Source organism: Pedobacter sp. R-06 (assembly GCF_049913135.1).
Lineage (GTDB): Bacteria > Bacteroidota > Bacteroidia > Sphingobacteriales > Sphingobacteriaceae > Pedobacter.
This window is the reverse complement of sequence record NZ_CP183977.1, coordinates 6,637,809-6,660,165: the sequence shown is the minus strand read 5'-3', so window position 1 is coordinate 6,660,165 and position 22,357 is coordinate 6,637,809. Positions and strand designations below refer to the sequence as shown.

Sequence of the window (22,357 nt, the reverse complement as noted above, 5' to 3'; positions counted from 1 at the left end):
ATTAAATATTCTTAGTATCTTTCGCTTTTACTAGCGATCATGAAAACGAAGATATTTTTTGCACTGCTTTTTGCGGGATTAGGATGTTATGCACAAAATTCCACAGATGAATATTTCAAGCTAACGCGGGCTGGTTTCATAGACAAAAACGCCTACGAAACTACCGCTTTTGTAGAAAAATACTTCCGTGTACCTGGCAATACAGGCTTTAATGCCAGTATCCATTATGTAGAAAATATCCTTAAAAAGGCTGGTTTTGTACAACAGAAGCAGAATGAGTTTGAAGCTCCTTTAACTTATCGCATCGAAAAAAGAGCGATGAAAAACAACACATGGGAGCCCGTTGACGCCAATATAGATATTGTTGGGGAAACAAAACCGCTCATTTCTTACAAAACTAACCGCAATATGATTCCAATCAATTGCGGATCAACAATTACAGGAGGTGTTACAGCTAATGTGGTTTACATTGCCAAGGTATTGCCTGCCGAAATAGAAAAAATGGATCTGAAAGGGAAAATCCTATTTTCTGAGAGCAGCCCATCGCGGCTGCTTCAAATAGCCACAAAAGCGGGAGCGATTGGCGTGTTGGGCTATTCAATGCCAAAGTATACCCAACCAGAGGTACACCAAACTTCAATCCAGTTTGGGAGCATGAAAGCCAATAGTGAGGTATGGACTTTGCTTTTATCTTACGCAGCCAAAGAAAAGTTAAAAGCAGCCTGCTTAAAAGGCGAAACCAAATTAAAGGTGAATATTCAGACTAAAATTTATCCATCAGAAGAATTAACCATCATCGCAAATGTTAAAGGAAGTATAAACCCTAATGAACGTTTTGTGTTCAGTGCCCATGTTCAGGAGCCCGGCGCAAACGATAATGCAAGCGGCGTTGGCACATTAGCCGAAATGGCAAGATTAACAGCAACATTATATCAATCAAAAAAGATAAGCCCGAAGCGTACCCTTACTTTTTTATGGGGCGATGAAATTGTATCAACAAGAAGATATATTACCGAAGATACCACCCGGGCCAAAGGCATTATGTGGGGAATGAGTTTGGATATGGTTGGCGAAGACACTAAAAAAACCGGCGGCTCATTCCTGATTGAAAAAATGCCTGATCCATCGGCCATCTGGACAAGGGGAGCGGATAAACATACCGAATGGGGCGCAGGTGATGTTGCTGAGAAAGATCTTTTTCCACATTATTTTAACGATTTCATCTTTGATATCTGTAAGGCTCAGGGCAAATTTGCCAACTGGACGGTTAACTACAATCCGTTCGAAGGTGGCAGCGACCACACACCTTTCTTACAAAATAAAATCCCAGGATTACTGATGTGGCACTTTACCGATGTGTTTTACCATACGGACAATGACAGGATTGATAAAGTATCGCCAACCGAGATGAAAAATGTTGGGATAAGTGGTTTAACTGCAGCCTATACTTTAATTTCTGCAGACGAAAATACTGCGATAGCCACTGTTTCGAAAGTTAAAACCGATGCTTTAACCCGCTTAAAAACTGAATTTGAACTGAGCAAAAAAGCCATCGCCGAAGGAAAAGCGGTTACTGATGAAAAACACATTGTTGAAGTCTGGTGCAAATGGTATGTAGATGCACTGGCAACGATTAAGGAAATGCCAGTAAAACCTGAAACCACCAGAGTTGGTTCGGCCATTAAGTTTGCTACCAACGAGATCGAAAAACAAACGAAGGTATATTTAGAGGGGTTAAAATAGATTGATGCCTAAACCAAAAGCAATAGTTATCGGCGCCGGAATTGCGGGCATTGCATCGGCAATTCGTCTTTCCGTAAAGGGTTATGAGGTTGATGTTTTTGAAGCTAATTCAAAACCTGGCGGTAAGCTGGCAGAAATAAAAATGAACGGTTTCAGGTTTGATGCCGGACCGAGCCTCTTCACCATGCCACAATATGTAGATGAACTTTTTAAACTTGCGGGTAAAAACCCTACAGATTATTTTGAATACATCAAACTAAAAGAAATTTGCCGTTATTTTTACGAAGATGGTTTAAGATTAAATGCAAACGCAGATCTGGATAAATTTGCAAAGGAAATACAGGAAAAAACAGATTCAACGGTGAAAGAGGTTGAGCGCTATTTAAACAAAAGCAAAACCATTTACGATGTTACCCACCGTGTATTTTTGGAAAGAAGTTTGCATAAAATTAAAAGCTATCTGCACTGGGACACCTTAAAATCTATATTCCGCTTTGGCCAGATTGATGCTTTTAGAACACAGGCAAAAGCAAACCGATCGTTCTTTAAGGATGATAGAATAGCACAACTTTTTAACCGTTACGCTACCTATAATGGTTCCGATCCCTATCAGGCACCGGCCACATTAAATATAATTCCACATTTCGAGTACCACTATGGAGCCTTTCTTCCAAAGAACGGGATGTACAGTATCGTTACTGCCTTAGTAAAATTAGCTGACGAGTTAGGAATCAGATTTCATTACAGCCAAAAAGCTGAAGAAATTATATATGCTAATGGGCCTAAACCCAAAGTACAGGGCGTAAAAGTTAACGATAAATCCTATAAGGCTGATGTTGTTGTTTCGAACTTAGACATCTTGTTTACTTATAAAAACCTGCTTAAAGGCATAGCTCAACCTAAAAAGTTATTAAGCCAGGAACGCAGTAGCTCTGCTTTGATTTTTTACTGGGGCATGGATGGAAATTACAGCAATATGGGCTTGCACAACATCTTTTTCGCTGAGGATTACCATAAAGAGTTTAACGCCATATGGAAAGATAAAACCATCAGCAACGATCCGACAGTATACATCAACATCAGCAGTAAACATATCAGGGGTGATGCACCTGCAGACAGTGAAAACTGGTTTGTAATGATAAACGTTCCGGCTAATAACGGTCAAAACTGGGATGTGTTGATTAAAGAAGCCAAGACAAATATTATCAAAAAGATCAGCCGTTTGTTAAACAGAAATATTGAAAAAGACATTATTTGTGAGCAGATTTTAGATCCCAGAAGCATTGAAAGCAAAACCGGTTCTTATCAAGGTTCTCTATATGGTAACAGTTCCAACAATCAGTTTTCTGCCTTTTTAAGGCATTCCAATTTCAGTTCGAAAGTTAAAAATCTATACTTCTGTGGAGGCAGTGTGCATCCGGGCGGAGGAATTCCTCTTGCATTGTTATCGGCTAAAATAATAGATGATGAAATTAATTTAGTAGTTCATTAGGCAATGGTTCATTGGTCAATAGTTTAATGGCTTATGGTTGATAGCTTATCAGTACAATAGTAATTGGTTAAAGCGATCGCTAAACCTTAATTTTTCTTAACTTCTTAATGATCAAACTACAGGCAAACCGTTTATTGGCTTCTGACCTCGAATTACAGACTTCCGAATATTTGATTGTGAATTATTTAATCGGTGAATTGAATCCAAACCCCAGCCTCCAAACTCAGCTCCTGTTAATCGCTTCTTCCAACTTTTCGCCATCAAGATCAAAAGCATCTACGATTATTTTAGCCTGGGTATAAAAAGGATCGCGCTCCTGGAGTTTCTCTTTTATAAAAACTAGGAGTTGCTCATCATCCAGATCTTTAATCAGGGGGCGTTTTTGTCGGTTATGTAAACGCGACACAAGAGCTGCAGGTTCCATTTGCAGGTATACCGTTACTCCATGCGCATTCATCCATTCCATGTTATCGAAGAAACATGGCAATCCGCCTCCAGTGGCTACCACACAGGTTTCTGGATAATCGAAGGTTTTAAGCATTTCGCTTTCATACTCCCTAAAGCTACTTTCTCCAAATTCGGCAAAATATTCGGCAATGCTTTTGCCTGTTTTTGAAACAATTTCGGCATCAAGATCAATCACAGGGCATTCTAAACGATGTGCCAGCTGTTTAGCTTTTGTACTTTTGCCGCAGCCCATATATCCGATAAGGAAAATTTTCATGTGTGTTCTATTTAACCGACCTAAAGTAAGTGATCGCGTTTTAACATAATATAATCGGTTACAGGTGGCGTAAAACCTTCTTTTTTCAATAAAGTTACAACCTGTCCGCGATGATAGGTAGAATGATTAAATAAATGAAATAAAATTTCATCTAATCGGTTTTCGTACTGAACACCTTGCATGTTGCTGTACAAAATCTTTTTATCTAAAGCACTCTCTTTCAATACCGCTCTAATCAACTTAAAATTTTCAGCCGCAATAGGTTCAAAATTTTCCTTATGATGAATATCCCAAACACCATAAAGTGGTTTCTTGCCTGAAATCCGTTGCGCCCATATATGCTGCGCATTAAGTACATGGCTGAACAATCGTTCTGCATCAGGCATTTCAATTGTTGCGAGCTTAAATATTTCGATAATACGTTGATCGGCAAGCTCAGTATAATTTATAATTTCTTCCTCGTGCATAACCTAATTTAATTTAACTCTTGGGTCAACATAAGCATATAAAATATCAACTAGAATATTGATGACTACAAATACAAAAGCGATAAAAAGAATAGATCCCATCACCACAGGAAAATCAGACATTTCCAATGCGGTTACCGTTGTTCTTCCCAATCCATTGTATCCAAAAATATATTCTACAAAAAAAGAACCCGCCAATAAAGAGGCAAACCATCCCGAAATAGCCGTAATTACCGGATTCATTGCATTTTTTAACGCATGTTTATAAATTATGGCATTTCTACTTAAGCCTTTAGCCCTTGCAGTCCTGATATAATCCTGCGCCAAAACATCCAGCATTGCGCTTCTGGTTAACTGTACAATAATAGCCAAAGGCCTCAACCCAAGGGTAATCATCGGTAGCCATAGGTTTTTTAAGGTTAATACTTCACCATTAAAGGGATCGTAAGAATATAAGCTGCCGCTCATTTTTAGGCCTGTATAATTGCTCAATACAAAACCGAATAACCATGCAATAATAATTCCTGCAAAAAAAGAAGGAGCTGATATACCTAAAATAGCAAAGGCGTTGGCCGATTTATCAATCCACGAATCTTTATAAACTGCTGAAAGCACACCCAAAAACACACCGATTATCGTTGCAAAAATCATCGCTGTTAAAGCCAGGATAAAAGTATTCGGTACCGTTTCTGAAAGGATAGCTGTTACATCGCGTTTGGTCTGGTAAGAACTGCGGAGATAAGGCCATTTTATCACCAGCGCCTTTTTCTCAAAGGTCATCAGTTTCGCATAATGATATTTCTGTTGATTGGTACTATCGTTATCCAGAATGCTAATCGGCGATAAATCGTTAATATATAAAACGAACTGAATAGGTTTGGATCGGTCTAAACCAAATTCTTTACGAACGGCTTCGAGCGATTGTACATCGGCCCTTTGCCCCATCGTCATCCGTGCAGGGTCGCCAGGCAAAATATTAAACAGCACAAAAACAACCAATATTACACCGCCCATTACCAGCAGTCCATACATCAGTTTTTTTAGTGCGTATCCGATCATATCTATTTATCGAAATATTTTCGACTGAGTTGGTCGAAAGTGGGTACGTTGTGAAAATGCCATTTATTGATTACCACTCCGTTCTTCATCAATAAGACACCGGGATTTGCCCTAACCATACTTTTTAAAGGTACAGCATCGGCATAAAAAACCTCCGAAAACAGATTATTCTTTTTGATAAAGGCCTGTGCATCCTGAGCCGAATTGGACGTAAGCAATACCGTACGGATATTAAACTGCTGTGTAGCGTTTAAAGCCAAGGCGTTTAGTTTACCAATAGCGGCCTCGTTTGTAGCATGAAGATCGTAAGCTACAAAGATCAAATTATAATAAGGGTTTTCGATCAGTTCCTTGGTATAATCGGTGCCCGAAGCATCTGTAATATTCAGGTCTTTGATTTTAGGTTCGAAACCTTTTTTAACCAATTTTTTTGTGGGTTCGCCGATAATTTCCCAGTTATTGTCCTTCCAGATTTCAGTTTTAAGATAGGCTTTATCGCTCATATCTTTCTCTTCATTGGTTTTCTTGTTTTTTAAGTGATACATGATCTCAAATTCATCTGGTTTTTCTCCAGGAGGAATAACCATTAATGATGGAATATGTGCACCAACTTTATAGGGCAGAAAATCGATAATCGGCAAAACATTGTAAGTGTACAGTCCAAAACCTAAAGATATGGCTGTTACTGCAAGCGCAATATTTCTTTGAGTAGCTTCTTTTTTGAATAAAGGCTGGATCAGGTTCTTGTTTAAGAAAATAACAATGATCAGCGCTAAAAGAATCAGATCTTTACTGAACGACTGCCATGGGGTAAGCGGAATAGCATCGCCAAAACAGCCACAGCTGGTAACTACTTTGAACGCTGCAGATATAAATGTTAGCAGGGTAAAAAAGATAATGAGAAGCAATAAACCCCAAGCTACCTTTTTACTCCAGAAACCCAAAAGCAATAAGGCACCAAGAACAATTTCTAAAGTACAAAGTAAAATGGCAATACCAGTAGCCATTCCACTAAGGAAATTCATGTGAAAAACTTCAAAATATTCCTGTAGTTTATAGCCAAAGCCAAGTGGATCGTTTGCTTTGATTAATCCTGAAAATATGAATAAAGCACCGACAAAAATCCTGGAGAATCTTAAAAGTATGTTTTGCATCTGTATGTATCTGTTTTTTAAAGGCTATTACGTTATTTACTTAACGCCAAGTTTGATCAGTGCAAAAACCGAATAGTTCAACATATCCTGATAATTCGCATTAACCCCCTCCGAAGCCAGGGTTTGCCCTTCATTATCTTCTATCTGTTTAACCCTAAAAATTTTCATCAAAATCAGATCGGTTAACGAGCTAATACGCATATCGCGCCAGGCCTCGCCATAATCATGGTTTTTGGCAAACATTAAATCTTTGGTTCCTGTTACCTTTTCTTCAAACCGTTTTTCAACTTCGGCATAAGGCATCTCATTCGGGTCGCTTTCGGTCAGTTCGAGCTGTATCATAGCGATAATACAATAGTTTACAATCCCGATGTATTCAGATATCACACCCTCTCCTACTTTACTTACTTTTTTTTCTTCGAGGGTACGAATGCGTTGTGCTTTGATAAAAATCTGATCGGTTATCGAACTTGGTCTTAAAATCCGCCATGCAGTGCCATAATCTTTAGTTTTTTTTAAAAATAATGATCTGCAAACTGCAATCACTTCATCAAATTCGGTAGAGGTATTTGTTTGTGCCAAAGCCAATAATTATTTAGTTTTTAGTGTATTTTTGTCCTGAAAAAACAAAAGCTAAAGATACATTTTTAAAGCGAAACCCAAATCCCGAAAGGGTTTATTATGGCAGAAAAAAACTTTTTTGAGCCCAAACAAAGCTTAAACATTAAAGGTAAGCTTATTGATTTAAGCCGCCCAAAAGTGATGGGTATTTTAAATATCACCCCCGATTCTTTTTATAGTAATAGCCGCACAAAATCAATAGACGAAGCTTTAGCCAAAGCAACCCAATTTCTACACGAGGGTGCTACATTTATTGATATCGGCGGATACTCATCTAGGCCAGGGGCTAATGATATTTCTACCAGTGAAGAGGTCGACCGTTTGGTGCCTGTGGTAGAAAGTTTAGTAAAAGCATTTCCAGAAGCGGTCATTTCTATCGATACCTTCAGGGCAAAAGTAGCAGAGGAAACGATTTCTGCAGGCGCGCACATCATTAATGATATTGCAGCTGGAGATATGGACGAACAGATGTTCGAAACCGTGGCTAAACTACAGGTACCCTATATGATGATGCACATGAAGGGTACACCCCAAAATATGCAGCAAAACCCTGTTTATGGCAATGTGTTATTGGAAGTAATTGATTACCTGGCGAAAAAAGTTGCAGCGCTTAAGGCGCTTCATGTTCACGATGTAATTATTGACCCTGGTTTTGGATTCGGGAAAACAATCGAGCATAATTACGAACTGCTTAAACAGCTGGAGGCCTTTAAAATTTTCAAACTTCCCATTTTAGTGGGCTTCTCGCGTAAAGGAATGATTTATAAAACACTCGGAACTTCAGCAGCAGAGGCCCTGAACGGAACTTCGGTACTCAATACCATTGCGCTACAAAAAGGAGCCGGCATTTTAAGGGTACATGATGTTAAGGAGGCGGTGGAATGTGTGCGGTTGGTAGGTATGTTGAATTAAGCTGCTGCTATAAGAAAATCACCATTGGATAATTATTTGTTATTAGATCCTGAAGTGAATTCAGGATGACGCCTCCACTTAGATTCGTCCTGCTGAACTTGTTTCAGCATCTTCGAGTAAAGACCCTGAACTAAATTCAGGGTGACGATCATTAATAACCAATTTAAACAGTTAACCTAGTATTGTAAACTGAAAACCGTTTTGCTATCTTGCCATTGATGAAAGGATTAGATTTTGATTTCGTAAAATTCACCATTACCGACGTGGTAGACATCGTGCTTGTGGCACTTTTAATCTATTACGTTTATACCCTAATCCGCAATACCTTAGCCGTCAACCTGCTGGTTGGGATGCTGATTATCGCTATATTCTACCGTATTGTTGATGCCTTGCACATGAAGCTGCTTACGGCTATCATCGAGAAATTTATGAGCGTAGGGATTATTGCATTGATTGTAATTTTTCACCCCGAGATCAGGCGTTTTCTCTTACTGATCGGAAAAAATGCTTTTTTACAAAAGAATAAAGCCTGGTGGGGATATTTATTTGGCAGAAAAGAAATTGAAAGGAATAATTTAACCCGCATAAAACCAATTATCGACGCCTGTAAAAGCATGAAGAAAACGCGTACAGGAGCATTAATGGTGTTTGTTAAATTTTACGATGAACAGTTTTTCGCGAATAGCTGTGAACTTGTTGACGCCAAAATATCGAAACGTTTGCTGGAAAGTATCTTTCAGAAAAACAGTCCGCTGCATGATGGTGCAGTGGTGATTTCGGAAAACAAAATTAAAAGTGCAAGTTGTATTTTGCCTTTAACGGATAACGATCAGTTACCCTCACAGTTTGGCTTAAGGCACCGTGCAGGTATTGGTGTTTCTGAAACGACCGATGCCGTTGCCGTAATTATATCAGAAGAAACCGGAGAAATATCGTACGCCAAACAAGGTAGGGTAAGGATGAATGTTTCGTTTGGGGAGTTGGAGAAATTGTTGAATAAAGATTTTTAGTAATCACAGATTTTGGGATTTTAGGTGATTACACAGATTTGGAAAATTGTTATACTGAGTGCAACAAATGATCCCTCACCTATGAAATGCTGAACTTCCGATTAATGGAACAAACACCATTCAATAAAGATCTTTCGACTACGCTCAAGATGACGAACTCTCTAGTCTTAGCGTCTCGCTAAGACTTCTAAATTTATTTAATGTTCTTCAAGTTTCCGTAACAAAAAACCAAAGTCTTAGCGAGACGCTAAGACTAGATGATTGCATTCAGGATGACAAATTAACGAAACTCTTAAACGCAAAAATGGTGAATGTTTCCATTCACCATTTCATTATCATTTAAATCACCTTTTATCGGTGTAATCCTTCAATCTGTGTAATCAATCTTTAGCAGTATTGTTCAAAAGCACCGATCAGGTTATCAGCGATCATTTGTGCCGGACGGCCTTCAATCTGGTGACGCTCGATCATGTGAACCAATTTACCATCTTTAAATAACGCCATTGCCGGAGAAGATGGAGGAAAAGGCATCATGTAATTTCTAGCCTGATCTACCGCTTCTTTTTCCATTCCTGCAAAAACGGTAACCAGTTTATCAGGGTGTTTTTCGTGTGCTGCTGCTGCTCTGGCCGCCGGACGTGCATTTGCTGCTGCGCAACCGCAAACCGAATTTACTACTACCAACACAGTTCCTTCGCCCTTAATAGCTTGATCTACGTCGTCTGCGTTTTTTAATTCTTGAAACCCCACATTGGTTAATTCCTTACGCATGGGTTCTACTAAATATTCTGGATACATTATCTTAGTTTTTTATTTACAATTTCAATGCTACAAAAATAAGAAAATCGAATGGCATGCACCATCCGATTTATATTTTTAAGGTAAAATTAATGACCTATTTCATCCCTTTGATAAAATCATCAAATAGCTGAGGATTAGTGATCGCTCCGGCTATAATTAAAATAACCATCACGATAAATAGTGCACTTAGGATGGTCGCAATCATTCCGCAAATTTTGCCGGCTTTTGCATTTTTATAGGATGATTCTGTATATAATCCTGGATTAAGCTGATACTTTTTCATGTCACCTGCTCCTAATATCCAGGCAATAATACCGAATATCAGACCAAATATGCCATAAAAACAGCAGGCTGGAATAGCTAAAATACCCAGCACAAGAGAAGCTGTAGCGTTTGGCAAGTTCTGTTGACCAAAACCTCCTCCAAACTGACCAAATGGTGGTGGCTGCTGAAATGGCGGTGGTTGTTGGAAAGGTGGTGGCGTTACAGGTCCCTGATTAAGCGGTTGAAAAGGTGCTGGTTCGGGATTTTGATTCTTTGAAAGATCAATCGGCTTATTTTCCTGGGGAGTTTCCTGTTCTTCTGACATAGTTATATTTAGATCAACTGGTGAGTGTATATTTTGTAAATGTAATTGATTAAAATAATTACTGCAACACATGCAAATACGATTTTTATCAGCTGCGCTCCAAACTTAAAATCGACCTTAAGATGAACTATAGTAAATAACATCACAAAAATGAGTGGAATTGTTGCAGGATAAAACTTAATGGAAGCCATTAGATCACCCCGAAATAAAGCCAAAACCGACCGCTGTAAGCCACAGCCCGGGCAATCGAATCCTAAATAAGCTCTAAACGGACAGGTAAATAGATGCTCGCCTATCCAATCAAGAAAACTATGTTGCGGTTGAGCCATCTATATCGCTAATAAATTTGATCTGTGCATCTTTCCAAGCTTTATATTTTTCCAGGTCTTTAAGCACTTGCCTATACACCAGATTTAAGATGTAAATATCATCAACAAATCCTAAAACTGGTACAAAATCCGGAACAACATCTATCGGAGACAAGAAATATACCAGGCCACCCAAAATAGCAATGATCGATCTTTTCGGAATTTCCGTATAATCACCATTCACATAATCTTTTGATACGGCAAACAACAACACCAGTTTAGCCCAAACACCTTCCAGATCACCTTTATTGGTTACTGCCTTTCCCAATGCGTCTTTAATCGTATTGCTGGCTTTGGTCTTATCACTTAAGATTACCGAAGCTTTGCTTTGCGACTTTTTAAAGAAACCCAGTATTTTCTCCCTATTCAATTTCATAGTTAATTGTATTACAAATTAACGGCCAAAAGCATCGTAATTGTCTTCAGCATACTTGGTAAAGCGATCCAATAGCTTAATATTTTTGTTCTCGATAGCTGTTAAATCGTTATCAACATTGTTTTTAATAGGAACATACCATTCTACAGGATCGAAAAAATTTCTGAAAGTCTGTTTTTTAAAGGCATAACCATGTCTGGCGAAAATAGTGTTTTTTATAATCTGCAGATCAAGCTTTCTTAAATTCTTTACATCTTCTTCTTTAAGTGCAGTAGTTGAAGCATTTAATTTAAAAATTTGGTCGGATGCGCTTCTGTAAAAAGTATTAGCCCCTAACGAATCTATACTTCCATCTTCAAGGGTATCTAACCGCTCTACCATTTTGTGATCGCTCCAATCTACATATTCCATTTCCGTTGGCAACATAAGGTTGGCATTATATTCAAAAGCTTTTTTTAACAGCTTAAATTCTTTTCCAGGCCATTTCAGTTCCTTTTTATAAGCGTTCCATTTACCAATTAAGGTGTCGCCAACAAGGGTAATTTCAAATTTCCCATCGTATTTATCTGTACCGGGTTCATCCAGAACGAAGGTGATTTTACCACCATCTTCTGATATTTTACCCAACAATGGGCGGCTGTTGCCAGAAACCACACTTTGTGCAATTACTGTATCTTTAGTTATTTTTTTTATGTTGATATTCAGTTTTTTAACAGCATCAGACATATCTCCTTCGTACTCCAACTCATCTGTTGTATAAAAATCGCCTACCCAAAAGCCATAAAGTTCTTTGTGGATTTCCTGCTGCGCAATGCCAGTTACTTTTTCTTTTTTTGTTTTTTTGGTGTCTCTGCATGATAGCATCAAAAAGGGAATGAGCGCGAATAATAAGATTTTTTTCATCGGTATATAATATATGTTAAGGTCAAATAAATTTCTTTTTAATCAGCCATTCGGCAACTAACAAATTGGGTATCCAGCCTAACCAGGCGATAATCTGGTAAACATCCATTGGGGCCGGATGAAATAAATATACTAAAATAACTTTCCATAGCCTTAAAGTTATCGCAGAGCTTGCCAAAGCAAAATTACGGTACATAAACTTTTTATGGGCTATTATTTCTCTTTTTAAAATAAACAGAATCGCCCTTAGGGTAAACCAGAACCACAAAATGCCTAAAATAATAAATGAGGTTTTAGCCATTAATCCCCCATTTGCAAACCAACCTATAAAAATACCTGAAGGTGCGGCAAGTAACAATACAAAGCCTGCATACAAGTAGCCCAACCATTTATGTATTTTGGGATATTTAGCTAAAATTTCAGGATTAAACTGCGTAAAACCAGCCAGTAGTACAAATATGGCACTGTAGACATGGATGTAAAATATGGGAAGATAGGCTTTGATTCCTGATACTTCAGTCTGTTTGATCTGCAGAAAAGAAACTTCACTGCTCATCGGGATATACCGTAAAGTAATCTGAACCATTAACATAAAGAAATAGGCAAAAAACAATAGCCAGGCCACACGTTTATAGCTAAAGCTTTTCATCTATTTTTTATTGAAGAGTAACTCATAATCCTAAGAATAAAAAAAGATGAGGATGTTTTTCATTGTGAGTAACATTAATAATATAAAAAAAATGTCAAACTGAGCTTGCAAATTGCCTTAAAGGTTCTAAACATGCTAACATTGACAGATTTCAATAGAATAGTCGTCATCTCGACTGTAGCACAGCGAAATAGAGATATCTATGTACCAAATTATTGAAATCAACTTTGAAAGATTTCTCCTCCGAAGGAGTTCCTTTGGAACACTGTGGTCAAATGACGATACTTCGAGCCCATTCACCTTCTTTATCTATCTGTCATTCAAATTGATTTTATATAATAAATTATCCCTAAGACTGACACGCCCAAATGAGATTTATTAAATTTAAGAAGACTTCATCATCTCCAAAATATCATCAACATATTTACGCTCATTGGCTAAACGTGGTACTTTATGCTGTCCGCCTAGTTTATCTTTTGCCTTTAACCAATTATAGAAAGTATTTGCGGGCGCATTATGCACTTTGGGACGGGCTAAAGCCATATCTTTAAAACGTTTAGCATCGTAATCGGAATTCACCGCACGTAGTGTGTTGTCCATAATATCTACAAACTTTTCAAAATCGTTAGGTTGTTTGTCGAATTCTATGATCCATTCGTGCCCCCCTGCTTTTTCATCTTTAAAGTAAATCGGTCCGGCGGTATAATCTTTAATTTCGGCACCGGTTTCCTGGCAAGCTTTGGTTAAGGCTTGTTCTGCATTGTCGATAATCACTTCTTCGCCAAAGGCATTGATGAAATGTTTGGTACGTCCGGTAATTTTAATGCGGTAAGGAGAAAGTGAGGTAAATTGAATGGTATCGCCGATCATATAACGCCATAAGCCACCATTTGTAGAAATAACAATGGCGTAATTTTTATGCAGTTCTACTTCGCCAAGCATTAATGCTTTAGGGTTTTCTTCACAGATATTCTCCATCGGCACAAACTCATAAAAAATACCATAATCCAGCATCAATAACATTTCTTCTGAGTTATCCTGATCCTGAATACCGAAAAATCCTTCTGATGCATTATAGGTTTCGAGATAATACATGTCGTCGGACGGAATCAGCTGTTTAAATTGCTCACGATAAGGTGCGAAGTTTACCGCACCATGGATATACAATTCGAGGTTTGGCCAAACTTCCAGTAAATTTTGCTTTCCGGTAAGTTCGAGCACCTTTTTGGCCAGTACAATAGTCCATGTGGGCACACCTGAAATGCTGGTTACATTTTCGTTGATGGTAGCCTCGGCCATTCTATCCATCTTAATTTCGTAGTTGTCCATTAGGGCGATAGACATATCAGGCGTACGGTAATATTCAGCCCAGATTGGCAGGTTTTTAATCAGCACGGCAGATAAATCACCATAAAAACAATCTTCGTTTAATTGGTTCACCTGATGGCTTCCACCTAAAACCAAACCTTTTCCGGTAAACATCTGGTTATCAGGACGGTTATTGCAATAAATAGAAAGCATATCCTTTCCTCCTTTAAAATGGCATTCTTCCAAAGATTCTGGAGAAACAGGAATAAACTTACTCCTATCACTTGTAGTGCCCGATGATTTTGCAAACCACTTGATATCTGATGGCCAGAGAATATTTTGTTCTCCATTAAGCATACGCTCAATATAAGGTTTTAAGGTATCGTAGTTTTGGATCGGAACACGTTCCTGATATTGTTGTGGGGTTAAAATTGATTTATAATCGTACAGTTTGCCCCATTCGGTATTTTCGGCACTATCAATCAAGTTATGAAACCACTCTTCCTGAACATCGTAAGGATATTTCATAAAAAGCTCGATCTGGTGGATCCGCTTTTTCATTAACCAGGTAAAAATTGAGTTTACAAATGCCATTTTTAAATGTTAAAATTAATGAGCTTCATTTTACCACAGATTTTCACAGATAAGCACAGATTTTTATACGGCGTAAATAATTTTATAGCAGATTGTTTTAACATCGCGATTAGGCAACACACCAAATTAGAATTTGTTTGTTAGCAGAAATACTTTTGTTTGTGATTAAGTTATTAAACATCAAATTTCTTACGTTTCAGTACAAAGTTCGATCCAAGATAAACTTTTCTTACCATCTCGTTCTCAGCCAACACCTCTGGTACACCCTGCTCTAAAATTTTACCTTCAAAAAGCAGATATGCCCTATCGGTAATCGACAGTGTTTCCTGTACGTTGTGGTCGGTAATTAAGATTCCTATGTTTTTATGTTTCAGTTTAGCAACAATACTCTGGATTTCCTCTACCGCAATTGGGTCTACCCCTGCAAAAGGTTCATCCAATAAGATAAAATTAGGGTTTGCGGCTAAGGCACGTGCAATTTCGGTACGGCGGCGTTCACCTCCTGATAATAAATCGCCGCGGTTTTTACGCACTTTATGTAAACTAAACTCGTTTATTAATTCTTCGAGTTTATCTCGCTGTTCTTCTTTGGTCAATTTGCTCATTTCCAAAATGGCCAGGATATTATCTTCTACGGTAAGTTTTCTAAAAACAGATGCTTCCTGAGCTAAATAACCGATTCCTTTTTGCGCCCTGCGGTACATCGGATCTTCGGTAATATCTTCTTCTTCCAAGAAGATACGGCCTTCGTTTGGTTTAATTAAACCAACAATCATGTAAAAGGAAGTTGTTTTTCCGGCACCGTTTGGGCCTAAAAGACCAACAATTTCCCCTTGGCTTACATTAAAAGAAACATTGTTTACAACAGTACGCTGTTTATATTTTTTAACCAGATTTTCGGCTCTTAATATCATATATTGATTGCTCCGTCATCCTGAATTTAGTTCAGGATCTTTCTAATCAGATGTTGAAACAAGTTCAGCATGACGATTTATTTTATAGTTAATTAACTTTTATTCCTTTAATATTTAATTGCAAACGTTTCTTATCACGCCACACGTTTTCCTCTAACGTATAACAAACCGAAAAAGGTACCTTTGGTTGTAAAAGATTTTGAAACTCGGCCAACCCAAATGCAATGCCTTCAAAAATAGGCGAATTTTGTTGTTTTATGTTAATTTTTAAATGATTTGCGCCAACAGCCATGGCTTGCTGTGCGAGATATACATTATGGGTAACAAATATAGGCGCCATATTTTCTGGTCCGAAAGGTCCCATCTGTGATAAAACACGATAGAATTTACCATCTATCTGCGCCAGCTCGATTTCGGCATCAATCCTGATCATCGGCGTAAGCAATTCATCTGTGATACTGGCCGATACAATTTCTTCAAACTTATCAGCAAAGGCATCTACATTATGCTGTTGCATGGTTAAACCTGCAGCAAATTTATGCCCTCCATATTGATCCAGTAAATCGGCACAACCGCTTAAAGCTTCATACAAATCGAAACCAATTACCGATCGGCAGGAACCAGCTACATGTCCGTTAGATTTTGTTAATACGATTGTTGGGCGATAATATTTTTCAGTTAAACGCGATGCCACGATACCGATTACCCCCTTATGCCAGTTTTCGTTAAACACAACGGTAGTTTTTTTGTTGATCAGGATATCGCTTTCACCAATTAAAGCCAAAGCCTCACGGGTAATGTCCTGATCGTAGGTTTTACGCTCAGTATTTTTAAGGTTGATGAGTTCACTTTGCTCCAATGAATTTCCATCTACCTGGCAAAGCAACATAGCAACTGCATGTTTAGCATGATCTATCCTTCCGGCGGCATTAATCCGCGGACCTAAGGTAAAAACAACATCGGTAATGCTGTAATTTTCAGTTTTGCCCGACACTTCCATCAGGGCGCGCAAACCTTCGCACGGATTGGAATTTAATTTTTTTAAGCCGTAATAAGCTAAAATCCTATTTTCGCCAACTACAGGAACAATATCAGCGGCAATGCTTACCATTACCAAATCTAAATATTGCAGATAAGTTTCTTTAGGGAGTTGATGTTTTTGCACATAAGCCTGCGCAAGTTTAAAACCAATACCGCAGCCTGCAAGTTCTTTAAAAGGGTATGCACAATCAGCACGTTTAGGATCTAAAACGGCAATAGCCCGAGGTAGTTCATCTCCGGGCAGATGGTGATCACAGATAATGAAATCGACACCTAAAGTGTTGGCGTAATCAATTTTATCGATAGATTTTATTCCACAATCTAAGGCAATAATCAAAGAAAATCCATTTTCATTTGCATAATCAATCCCTGCGGTAGAAATGCCGTAACCTTCCAGATAGCGATCGGGAATATAATATTCTATGTTTTTAGTGAGCTGAGAAAAGAAGCTGAAAGCCAATGCAACCGAAGTTGTACCATCTACATCATAATCGCCATAGATCAATATTTTTTCGTGATTGGATAATGCAGTTTCAATGCGGGCAATAGCAACATCCATATCCTTCATTAAAAAGGGATCGTGAAGATGGTCAAGATCTGGCCTGAAGAAATCTTTGGCCTGATCGAAATCGCAAATATTCCGCTGTACGAGTATTTGTGCAAGTGAGCGATCTATATTAAGTTGTTCTGCTATTTTATTTACCGTAGCATCATTGCAATCTGATGCCAGCACCCATCTTTTTTCCATTTATTCTGTCTCCGAACAGTAAATATACATTTTAATTGGATATGATGGAGGCAATATCTAATGGGTTGACGAACAAAACCTTTAAAAACAAAAAGTTAAATTTTACTTTGAATTTCCGGGATAGGCCTCATAAAGCTTCATCAAATGCGCTTTCTGATCGGCATACTTTGCATCGTCAATTAAATTCACACGTTCTGCCGGATCCCACGATAAATTGTACAGCTCGGTAAGTTCTTTATTGTCTTTTTTGGTAATCCTCAGTTTCCAATCGCCATCTTTTACACCTTCTAAAACATAATTGTGGTAATAGATCGGTCGGTGAGGCTTAGTATTGTTTTTACTGGTTAGCAAGGTTGAAACTGATTCTCCATCATACACTTTTTGAGGTAATTTACTTTTGGTCCATTCAGCCAGTGTAGGAAAAACATCCAGATTTGAAATGGGCTTGGTTAACTGAGTATTGTTAAGGGTATGCCCTTTCCAATATACAATAAAAGGAACGCGATGGCCACCTTCGTAAGAGATCCCTTTCGAACCTCTAAAAATTCCTGCAGAACCAACATGGTAAAATTTGGTAAAACCATCTTCATACATTCGCTGTGGTGCATTTATCCACGGACCGTTATCGCTGGTGAAGATAAAAATGGTATTATCTGCCTGTCCTGAAGCAACAACCTGCTTCCAGATTGCAGCTAAACCGGCATCCATATCTTCGATTACATCGCCAAGTTCTCCGCCTCCTGAAGGTGTTTTTCTACTTTTTTGTGCTGCAAAAGCAACAGGCAAATGAGGCATATTTTGCGCAAGGTAGAGAAAAAACGGTTTCTTAGCTGTAGCACTTTTTTTAATAAACTTAATCGATTCGCGGGTGTAAGCACTTGTTAAAATACTATCGTGCGGTTTATAGATCTCTGGCTTGGCATTTCTAAATATCTTGATCGTTGTATCGGTTTTAACATAAGGCGCTCTATAATCGTGACTATATAAAAGGCCATAAAACTCATCAAATCCCTTTTTGTTAGGCAACGAAACACCATGATCGCCCAAATGCCATTTACCAACCAAAGCGGTAGCATAACCTGATTGTTTAAGCAGCTGTGCAATCGTAATTTCATCTTCAGGTATGCCACGTTTATCGCCCGGACCTATTGGCCAGGGCAGGTCCATTCTACTACAGTATCTTCCTGTAAGCAACGATGCCCTTGATGGCGTACAGGTTGGCGAGGTGGTAACGAAATTGGTTGCTTTTACTCCTTTCGCAGCCATTTCATCCAAAAATGGGGTTTTGATCAGCGGACTTCCATAACAGGAAATATCAGCATACCCCATATCATCAGCCAATACAATAATTACGTTTGGTTTTTGCTGTGCTTTTAATTGCATCGAAAAACTGCAAGCCAGTAGAAAAATTAAGATTCGGAGATTCATGCTGGAAATTTAAGCATCATATTTTACAAAAAAAGGAAGTATCCAAGCTTTTACCAAAACAAATAGTAATGATTAGATTGTTACCTTTGTAGAAACATTAAAGATCTACATTTTGCAAGTTCACACCCTATTTGAAGGCACCTATTCTGTTGATGCAACGAAGAAATTTGTTCCTTTCGACCCCGCCATACATCATTTTAAAGACAGACCAGCATCACTATTCGTTAACGTTCAGCCTTTTTTGGTTGAGTTAAAAAACGACCTTGTTCTTTTTGATACTGGCTTAGGATTTAGTGATGACCATGGCGAACTGATTTTGCACAAAAATATCCGTAATGCAGGTTTTGATCCTACCGATGTAACCAAGGTGTTAATGTCGCATTTACACTACGACCACTCTGGAGGCATGATCCACAAACAGGGCAATGATAAAGTTGAACTGAGTTTCCCTGATGCAGAATATGTAATTAACCGTGGCGAGTGGGAAACGGCATTTAGCAGCACTTCATCTTCTTACCATACCGATATTTTCGATTTTGTTCAGCGTAACGCACAATTAAAATTTGTAGAGGGCGATGGCGCATTGGATGAAACCATTGCTTACGAATTTACAGGCGCACACTGTCCCAACCACCAGGTTTTCCTTTTAACAGAAGGTAAACAAAAGATATTTTTTGGTGGCGATGTACTGCCTGAACCTGAAGAACTGGTTAAAAATTTTATTGCCAAATATGATTTCGACGGCCGCAAAGCGATGGAATTACGCAAAGAATTTGGTAAAAGAGCAGCCGAAGAAAACTGGGAATGTTTGTTCTACCATGGCAAAAGCACAGCAACTGGTTTTGTTGATGCTGTTGAAGGTGGATTTAAGATAAGATAAGTCTACTCGTTTTTTACCGCAAAGCACACAAAGAGGAAACGCAAAGTACGCAGCGTTTCTTTGTTTACCGCAGAGTGTACAGAAAGAGGCAATAAACACGCATAGTTAGGTGCATTTAGTACCAGGATTTCCCGCAAGATAGATCCTGAAATGAATTCAGGATGACGTTTGTAAATTAATTCGGTGTTCTAGGTGTTAGTCTTCGACTCCGCTAAGGCTGACGTAACTTAGCGCTCCTTCGGGTCAAACTTCGTGTACTTTGCGGTTAAACAAAAAAAGCCCAGACCAATGCCTGAGCTTTAATTTTTCCGAGACGGAAATAATTATTTTTTAGCTACTAATTTAACAGCTAATTCAAAGTTATCATCAATTGCTTTGTCGCCAATGCTATCGAAGAATGATTTAGAACCATATTTGATGTCATATTTAGTTCTATCAACAACGATTTTACCTGCTAAAGCCGAAGCTGTACCATCTGCATTAACTGTTACAGTTGCAGGGAAACTTAGAGGCTTAGTGATGCCTTTGATGGTTAAATTACCTGTTACAGTTACGTTTGCACCTGAACCAGCAACTTTAGTAATTACGAAAGTTGAAGTTGGAAATTTAGTAGTACCAAAGAAATCGTCTGCTTTTAAGTGACCTTCTAATTTAGCGCTTCCATCAGCATCTTTAATTGAAGTCATATCGATAACAAAAGTACCTCCAGTTACACTTTTACCGTTAACGGCTAAAGTACCTGATTGTAAAGCGATTGTTCCGTTGTGTGAACCTGTTACTTTTTTACCAACCCAAGTAATGGTTGATTTTGCTGCATCTACAGTATAAGTTACTGGTTTAGTTGGGTTTTTAAAAGCTGACAATGCTACTACTGCCACTAATAAAAAAATTGAGCTAATTTTTAATTTCATTTTCTGGTTTTTTAAAATTTGATACAAATATAGACTAACTGCCGATTTACTGTTGTTGACCTATGTTAAGTTTTTCAAAAATAATCGGAATTATTTAAAATCATTCTATTGACTGCACAATTATGGGTAAGGTTTAATTTGTTTACTTTTTTATGTGAATAAAGGAAGGTAGAAAGCGGAAGGTTTAAGGTAGAGGGTTTCCTTAGCATTGCCTAAAAAATGTAAATATTTACTACCTACCTATTATACTTAATTTTATTCTATACTGTTCATAGAAAAAATAATCTTCTATATTTAGAAAATAATATTAAATGCTCCATGAAAAATAGAATTTACGCCTCATTATATTTATTCAGCTTATTATTTATTGCAACAGGCTGTAATTTCAACAGCGCTTATTTAAACCGCGAGGAAGATAAAAAAGATGCGGAGAAAGTAGCGGATCAATTTTATACTTTAGTTGAGAAAAATGATTTGAAAAATCTAGGCCCTCTCCTCAGCAATCAATTTAAAGCAGTAACCAGTGCACAAAAATTAAATGATTATTTAACCGGAACGGCCAACAAACTAGGCGATATAAAAAGCAAAAAACTAGATCACTGGGAAACGAAAGTAATCAGAGGCTCAAACCCAGCAGCAAAGTATGTACTATATTATGTTGTAGAAAGGGCAAAATTTCAGGCAAAAGAAACAGTTACCTTAACAGCAGAAAACGACCAGATTAAAATTTTAGGATACAATGTAAATTCTGAAGGTTTATTAAAATAAGAAGAACCCTTGATCTATAAAAGGCATTGAAATCAGCAACTAAATCATGGCCAAGAATAACTTACCCGATAATTTAAAAAAAGGCATTGAAGCGCTTTCAGGTATTTCAATGGATGGAGTGAAAGTACACACGAATTCGGATCGACCTGCACAATTAAATGCATTAGCCTATGCGAATGGTACTGATATTCATTTAGCTGCCGACCAAGAAAAACATTTACCGCATGAAGCATGGCATGTAGTACAACAAAAACAAGGCAGGGTTAAACCAACAACACAATTAAAATCCGATATAACAGTTAAAGACGATCCTGATTTAGAAAAAGAAGCCGATGAAATGGGATCGAAGGCAGCCGATCTTTAAATTATAAATAAGACACCCGCTATTTATATTACTGCGCTTGGCTTTTATATTACTGCATCCGCTTTTTAAAATAACGCACCTTGTTTTTATAATAACGCACCCGCGATTTATATTAGGGCACCTGTAATTTATATTACTGCATTCGGACTTTATATTATCGCACCCCGTTTTTACAATAATGCACCCGTTTAGTTTAAATACAGTATCGCTTAATTGGTTTACCGCCCAGTCCCCTCCTTCCTAAACAGTAGCGAAAATCCTTTTGTTTGCACTTACAGTAAAAGATTGCTTCATTGTTCCTCAGCAATGACGATAATGGGTAATCCACAAAACAAAAAGATTGAAGCGAATTGCAGGGCTGCAGCCTCCGATGGAAAACTGGCATTCATTTCCAAAAAAAAATCTGCAAGCCTTATGAAATAAATCCATAAAACTTGCAGATCAATATGTTCGTGAAGACACGAACCTAGGCATTTATAATTTATCTAAATAGATTGCCACGTCGTTCCTCCTCGCAATGACGATCGGGAGTA

At 38.0% G+C, this 22,357-nt stretch carries 23 protein-coding genes; 7 read left to right on the top strand and 16 right to left on the bottom strand.

The features are described 5' to 3' along the window. Positions 1–39: 39 nt before the first annotated feature. Both ACN9MR_RS27310 and crtD read left to right on the top strand, forming a co-directional pair. On the top strand, positions 40–1,743 hold the full coding sequence (locus tag ACN9MR_RS27310; protein WP_426327574.1) for a M28 family peptidase: 1,704 nt from the start codon (positions 40–42) through the stop codon (positions 1,741–1,743). 4 nt (positions 1,744–1,747) lie between these two features. Next, complete coding sequence (gene crtD / locus ACN9MR_RS27305; RefSeq protein ID WP_426327573.1) at positions 1,748–3,235, top strand: 1-hydroxycarotenoid 3,4-desaturase CrtD; 1,488 nt, start codon at positions 1,748–1,750, stop codon at positions 3,233–3,235. A gap of 223 nt (positions 3,236–3,458) precedes the next feature. Here the strand turns inward: crtD and ACN9MR_RS27300 are convergent, their stop codons facing one another. The 5 genes from ACN9MR_RS27300 to ACN9MR_RS27280 are packed head-to-tail and all read right to left on the bottom strand — an operon-like array spanning position 3,459 to position 7,221. After that, entirely contained in the window at positions 3,459–3,959 is a 501-nt protein-coding gene (locus ACN9MR_RS27300) for a shikimate kinase (protein WP_426327572.1), read from the bottom strand. A 20-nt stretch (positions 3,960–3,979) separates the two neighbouring features. Then, on the bottom strand, positions 3,980–4,426 hold the full coding sequence (locus ACN9MR_RS27295; protein ID WP_426327571.1) for a DinB family protein: 447 nt from the start codon (positions 4,424–4,426) through the stop codon (positions 3,980–3,982). A 3-nt stretch (positions 4,427–4,429) separates the two neighbouring features. Continuing rightward, on the bottom strand, positions 4,430–5,485 hold the full coding sequence (locus ACN9MR_RS27290) for an ABC transporter permease (protein ID WP_426327570.1): 1,056 nt from the start codon (positions 5,483–5,485) through the stop codon (positions 4,430–4,432). Between the two features lie 2 nt (positions 5,486–5,487). Beyond that, positions 5,488–6,639, bottom strand: a complete 1,152-nt coding sequence (locus ACN9MR_RS27285; protein ID WP_426327569.1) for a BT_3928 family protein — start codon at positions 6,637–6,639, stop codon at positions 5,488–5,490. A 36-nt stretch (positions 6,640–6,675) separates the two neighbouring features. Further along, positions 6,676–7,221 carry a DUF1599 domain-containing protein gene (locus tag ACN9MR_RS27280; protein ID WP_426327568.1) on the bottom strand — a complete coding sequence of 182 codons (546 nt, stop codon included), beginning with the start codon at positions 7,219–7,221 and terminating at the stop codon, positions 6,676–6,678. 99 nt (positions 7,222–7,320) lie between these two features. Between ACN9MR_RS27280 and folP the strand changes: the two genes are divergently transcribed. Both folP and cdaA read left to right on the top strand, forming a co-directional pair. After that, positions 7,321–8,172 (top strand): dihydropteroate synthase, encoded by an 852-nt coding sequence (gene folP / locus ACN9MR_RS27275; protein ID WP_426327567.1) that lies wholly within the window; start codon positions 7,321–7,323, stop codon positions 8,170–8,172. Positions 8,173–8,390: 218 nt separating this feature from the next. Next, positions 8,391–9,182 (top strand): diadenylate cyclase CdaA, encoded by a 792-nt coding sequence (cdaA, locus tag ACN9MR_RS27270; RefSeq protein WP_131532925.1) that lies wholly within the window; start codon positions 8,391–8,393, stop codon positions 9,180–9,182. Positions 9,183–9,569: 387 nt separating this feature from the next. On the opposite strand, the gene ACN9MR_RS27265 is transcribed toward cdaA, so the two are convergent. The 10 genes from ACN9MR_RS27265 to ACN9MR_RS27220 form a co-directional block, all read right to left on the bottom strand. After that, the gene (locus ACN9MR_RS27265; protein ID WP_426327566.1) at positions 9,570–9,980 is read right to left on the bottom strand and encodes a BrxA/BrxB family bacilliredoxin; all 411 of its coding nucleotides are present in this window, start codon (positions 9,978–9,980) and stop codon (positions 9,570–9,572) included. A gap of 97 nt (positions 9,981–10,077) precedes the next feature. Beyond that, the gene (locus ACN9MR_RS27260) at positions 10,078–10,572 is read right to left on the bottom strand and encodes a CCC motif membrane protein (RefSeq protein WP_426327565.1); all 495 of its coding nucleotides are present in this window, start codon (positions 10,570–10,572) and stop codon (positions 10,078–10,080) included. 8 nt (positions 10,573–10,580) lie between these two features. Next, a complete protein-coding gene (locus ACN9MR_RS27255) occupies positions 10,581–10,901 on the bottom strand; it encodes a DUF2752 domain-containing protein (protein ID WP_426327564.1) in 321 nt (106 codons plus the stop codon). Next, positions 10,882–11,316 carry a YkvA family protein gene (locus tag ACN9MR_RS27250; protein ID WP_426327563.1) on the bottom strand — a complete coding sequence of 145 codons (435 nt, stop codon included), beginning with the start codon at positions 11,314–11,316 and terminating at the stop codon, positions 10,882–10,884. Before ACN9MR_RS27250 ends, ACN9MR_RS27255 begins: the two co-directional genes overlap by 20 nt. An 18-nt stretch (positions 11,317–11,334) precedes the next feature. Continuing rightward, on the bottom strand, positions 11,335–12,219 hold the full coding sequence (locus ACN9MR_RS27245; protein WP_426327562.1) for a YARHG domain-containing protein: 885 nt from the start codon (positions 12,217–12,219) through the stop codon (positions 11,335–11,337). Between the two features lie 22 nt (positions 12,220–12,241). Then, positions 12,242–12,868 (bottom strand): DUF2306 domain-containing protein, encoded by a 627-nt coding sequence (locus ACN9MR_RS27240; RefSeq protein ID WP_426327561.1) that lies wholly within the window; start codon positions 12,866–12,868, stop codon positions 12,242–12,244. A 384-nt stretch (positions 12,869–13,252) separates the two neighbouring features. Beyond that, positions 13,253–14,770 carry a GH3 auxin-responsive promoter family protein gene (locus ACN9MR_RS27235; RefSeq protein ID WP_426327560.1) on the bottom strand — a complete coding sequence of 506 codons (1,518 nt, stop codon included), beginning with the start codon at positions 14,768–14,770 and terminating at the stop codon, positions 13,253–13,255. A gap of 173 nt (positions 14,771–14,943) precedes the next feature. Beyond that, positions 14,944–15,684, bottom strand: coding sequence for an LPS export ABC transporter ATP-binding protein (gene lptB / locus ACN9MR_RS27230; RefSeq protein WP_057931148.1), 741 nt, complete (start codon positions 15,682–15,684; stop codon positions 14,944–14,946). An 88-nt stretch (positions 15,685–15,772) separates the two neighbouring features. After that, positions 15,773–17,473 (bottom strand): single-stranded-DNA-specific exonuclease RecJ, encoded by a 1,701-nt coding sequence (recJ, locus tag ACN9MR_RS27225; protein ID WP_426327559.1) that lies wholly within the window; start codon positions 17,471–17,473, stop codon positions 15,773–15,775. Positions 17,474–17,575: 102 nt separating this feature from the next. Further along, positions 17,576–18,901, bottom strand: a complete 1,326-nt coding sequence (locus ACN9MR_RS27220; RefSeq protein WP_426327558.1) for a sulfatase-like hydrolase/transferase — start codon at positions 18,899–18,901, stop codon at positions 17,576–17,578. 112 nt (positions 18,902–19,013) lie between these two features. On the opposite strand from ACN9MR_RS27220, the gene ACN9MR_RS27215 reads away from it, so the two are divergent. After that, entirely contained in the window at positions 19,014–19,781 is a 768-nt protein-coding gene (locus tag ACN9MR_RS27215) for an MBL fold metallo-hydrolase (RefSeq protein WP_426327557.1), read from the top strand. Between the two features lie 323 nt (positions 19,782–20,104). Here ACN9MR_RS27215 and ACN9MR_RS27210 read toward each other — a convergent pair whose 3' ends face one another. Then, complete coding sequence (locus tag ACN9MR_RS27210) at positions 20,105–20,692, bottom strand: YceI family protein (RefSeq protein ID WP_426327556.1); 588 nt, start codon at positions 20,690–20,692, stop codon at positions 20,105–20,107. Between the two features lie 318 nt (positions 20,693–21,010). Between ACN9MR_RS27210 and ACN9MR_RS27205 the strand changes: the two genes are divergently transcribed. Continuing rightward, on the top strand, positions 21,011–21,460 hold the full coding sequence (locus ACN9MR_RS27205; protein ID WP_426327555.1) for a hypothetical protein: 450 nt from the start codon (positions 21,011–21,013) through the stop codon (positions 21,458–21,460). A gap of 46 nt (positions 21,461–21,506) precedes the next feature. Continuing rightward, positions 21,507–21,824 (top strand): DUF4157 domain-containing protein, encoded by a 318-nt coding sequence (locus ACN9MR_RS27200; RefSeq protein WP_426327554.1) that lies wholly within the window; start codon positions 21,507–21,509, stop codon positions 21,822–21,824. Positions 21,825–22,357: the final 533 nt, after the last annotated feature.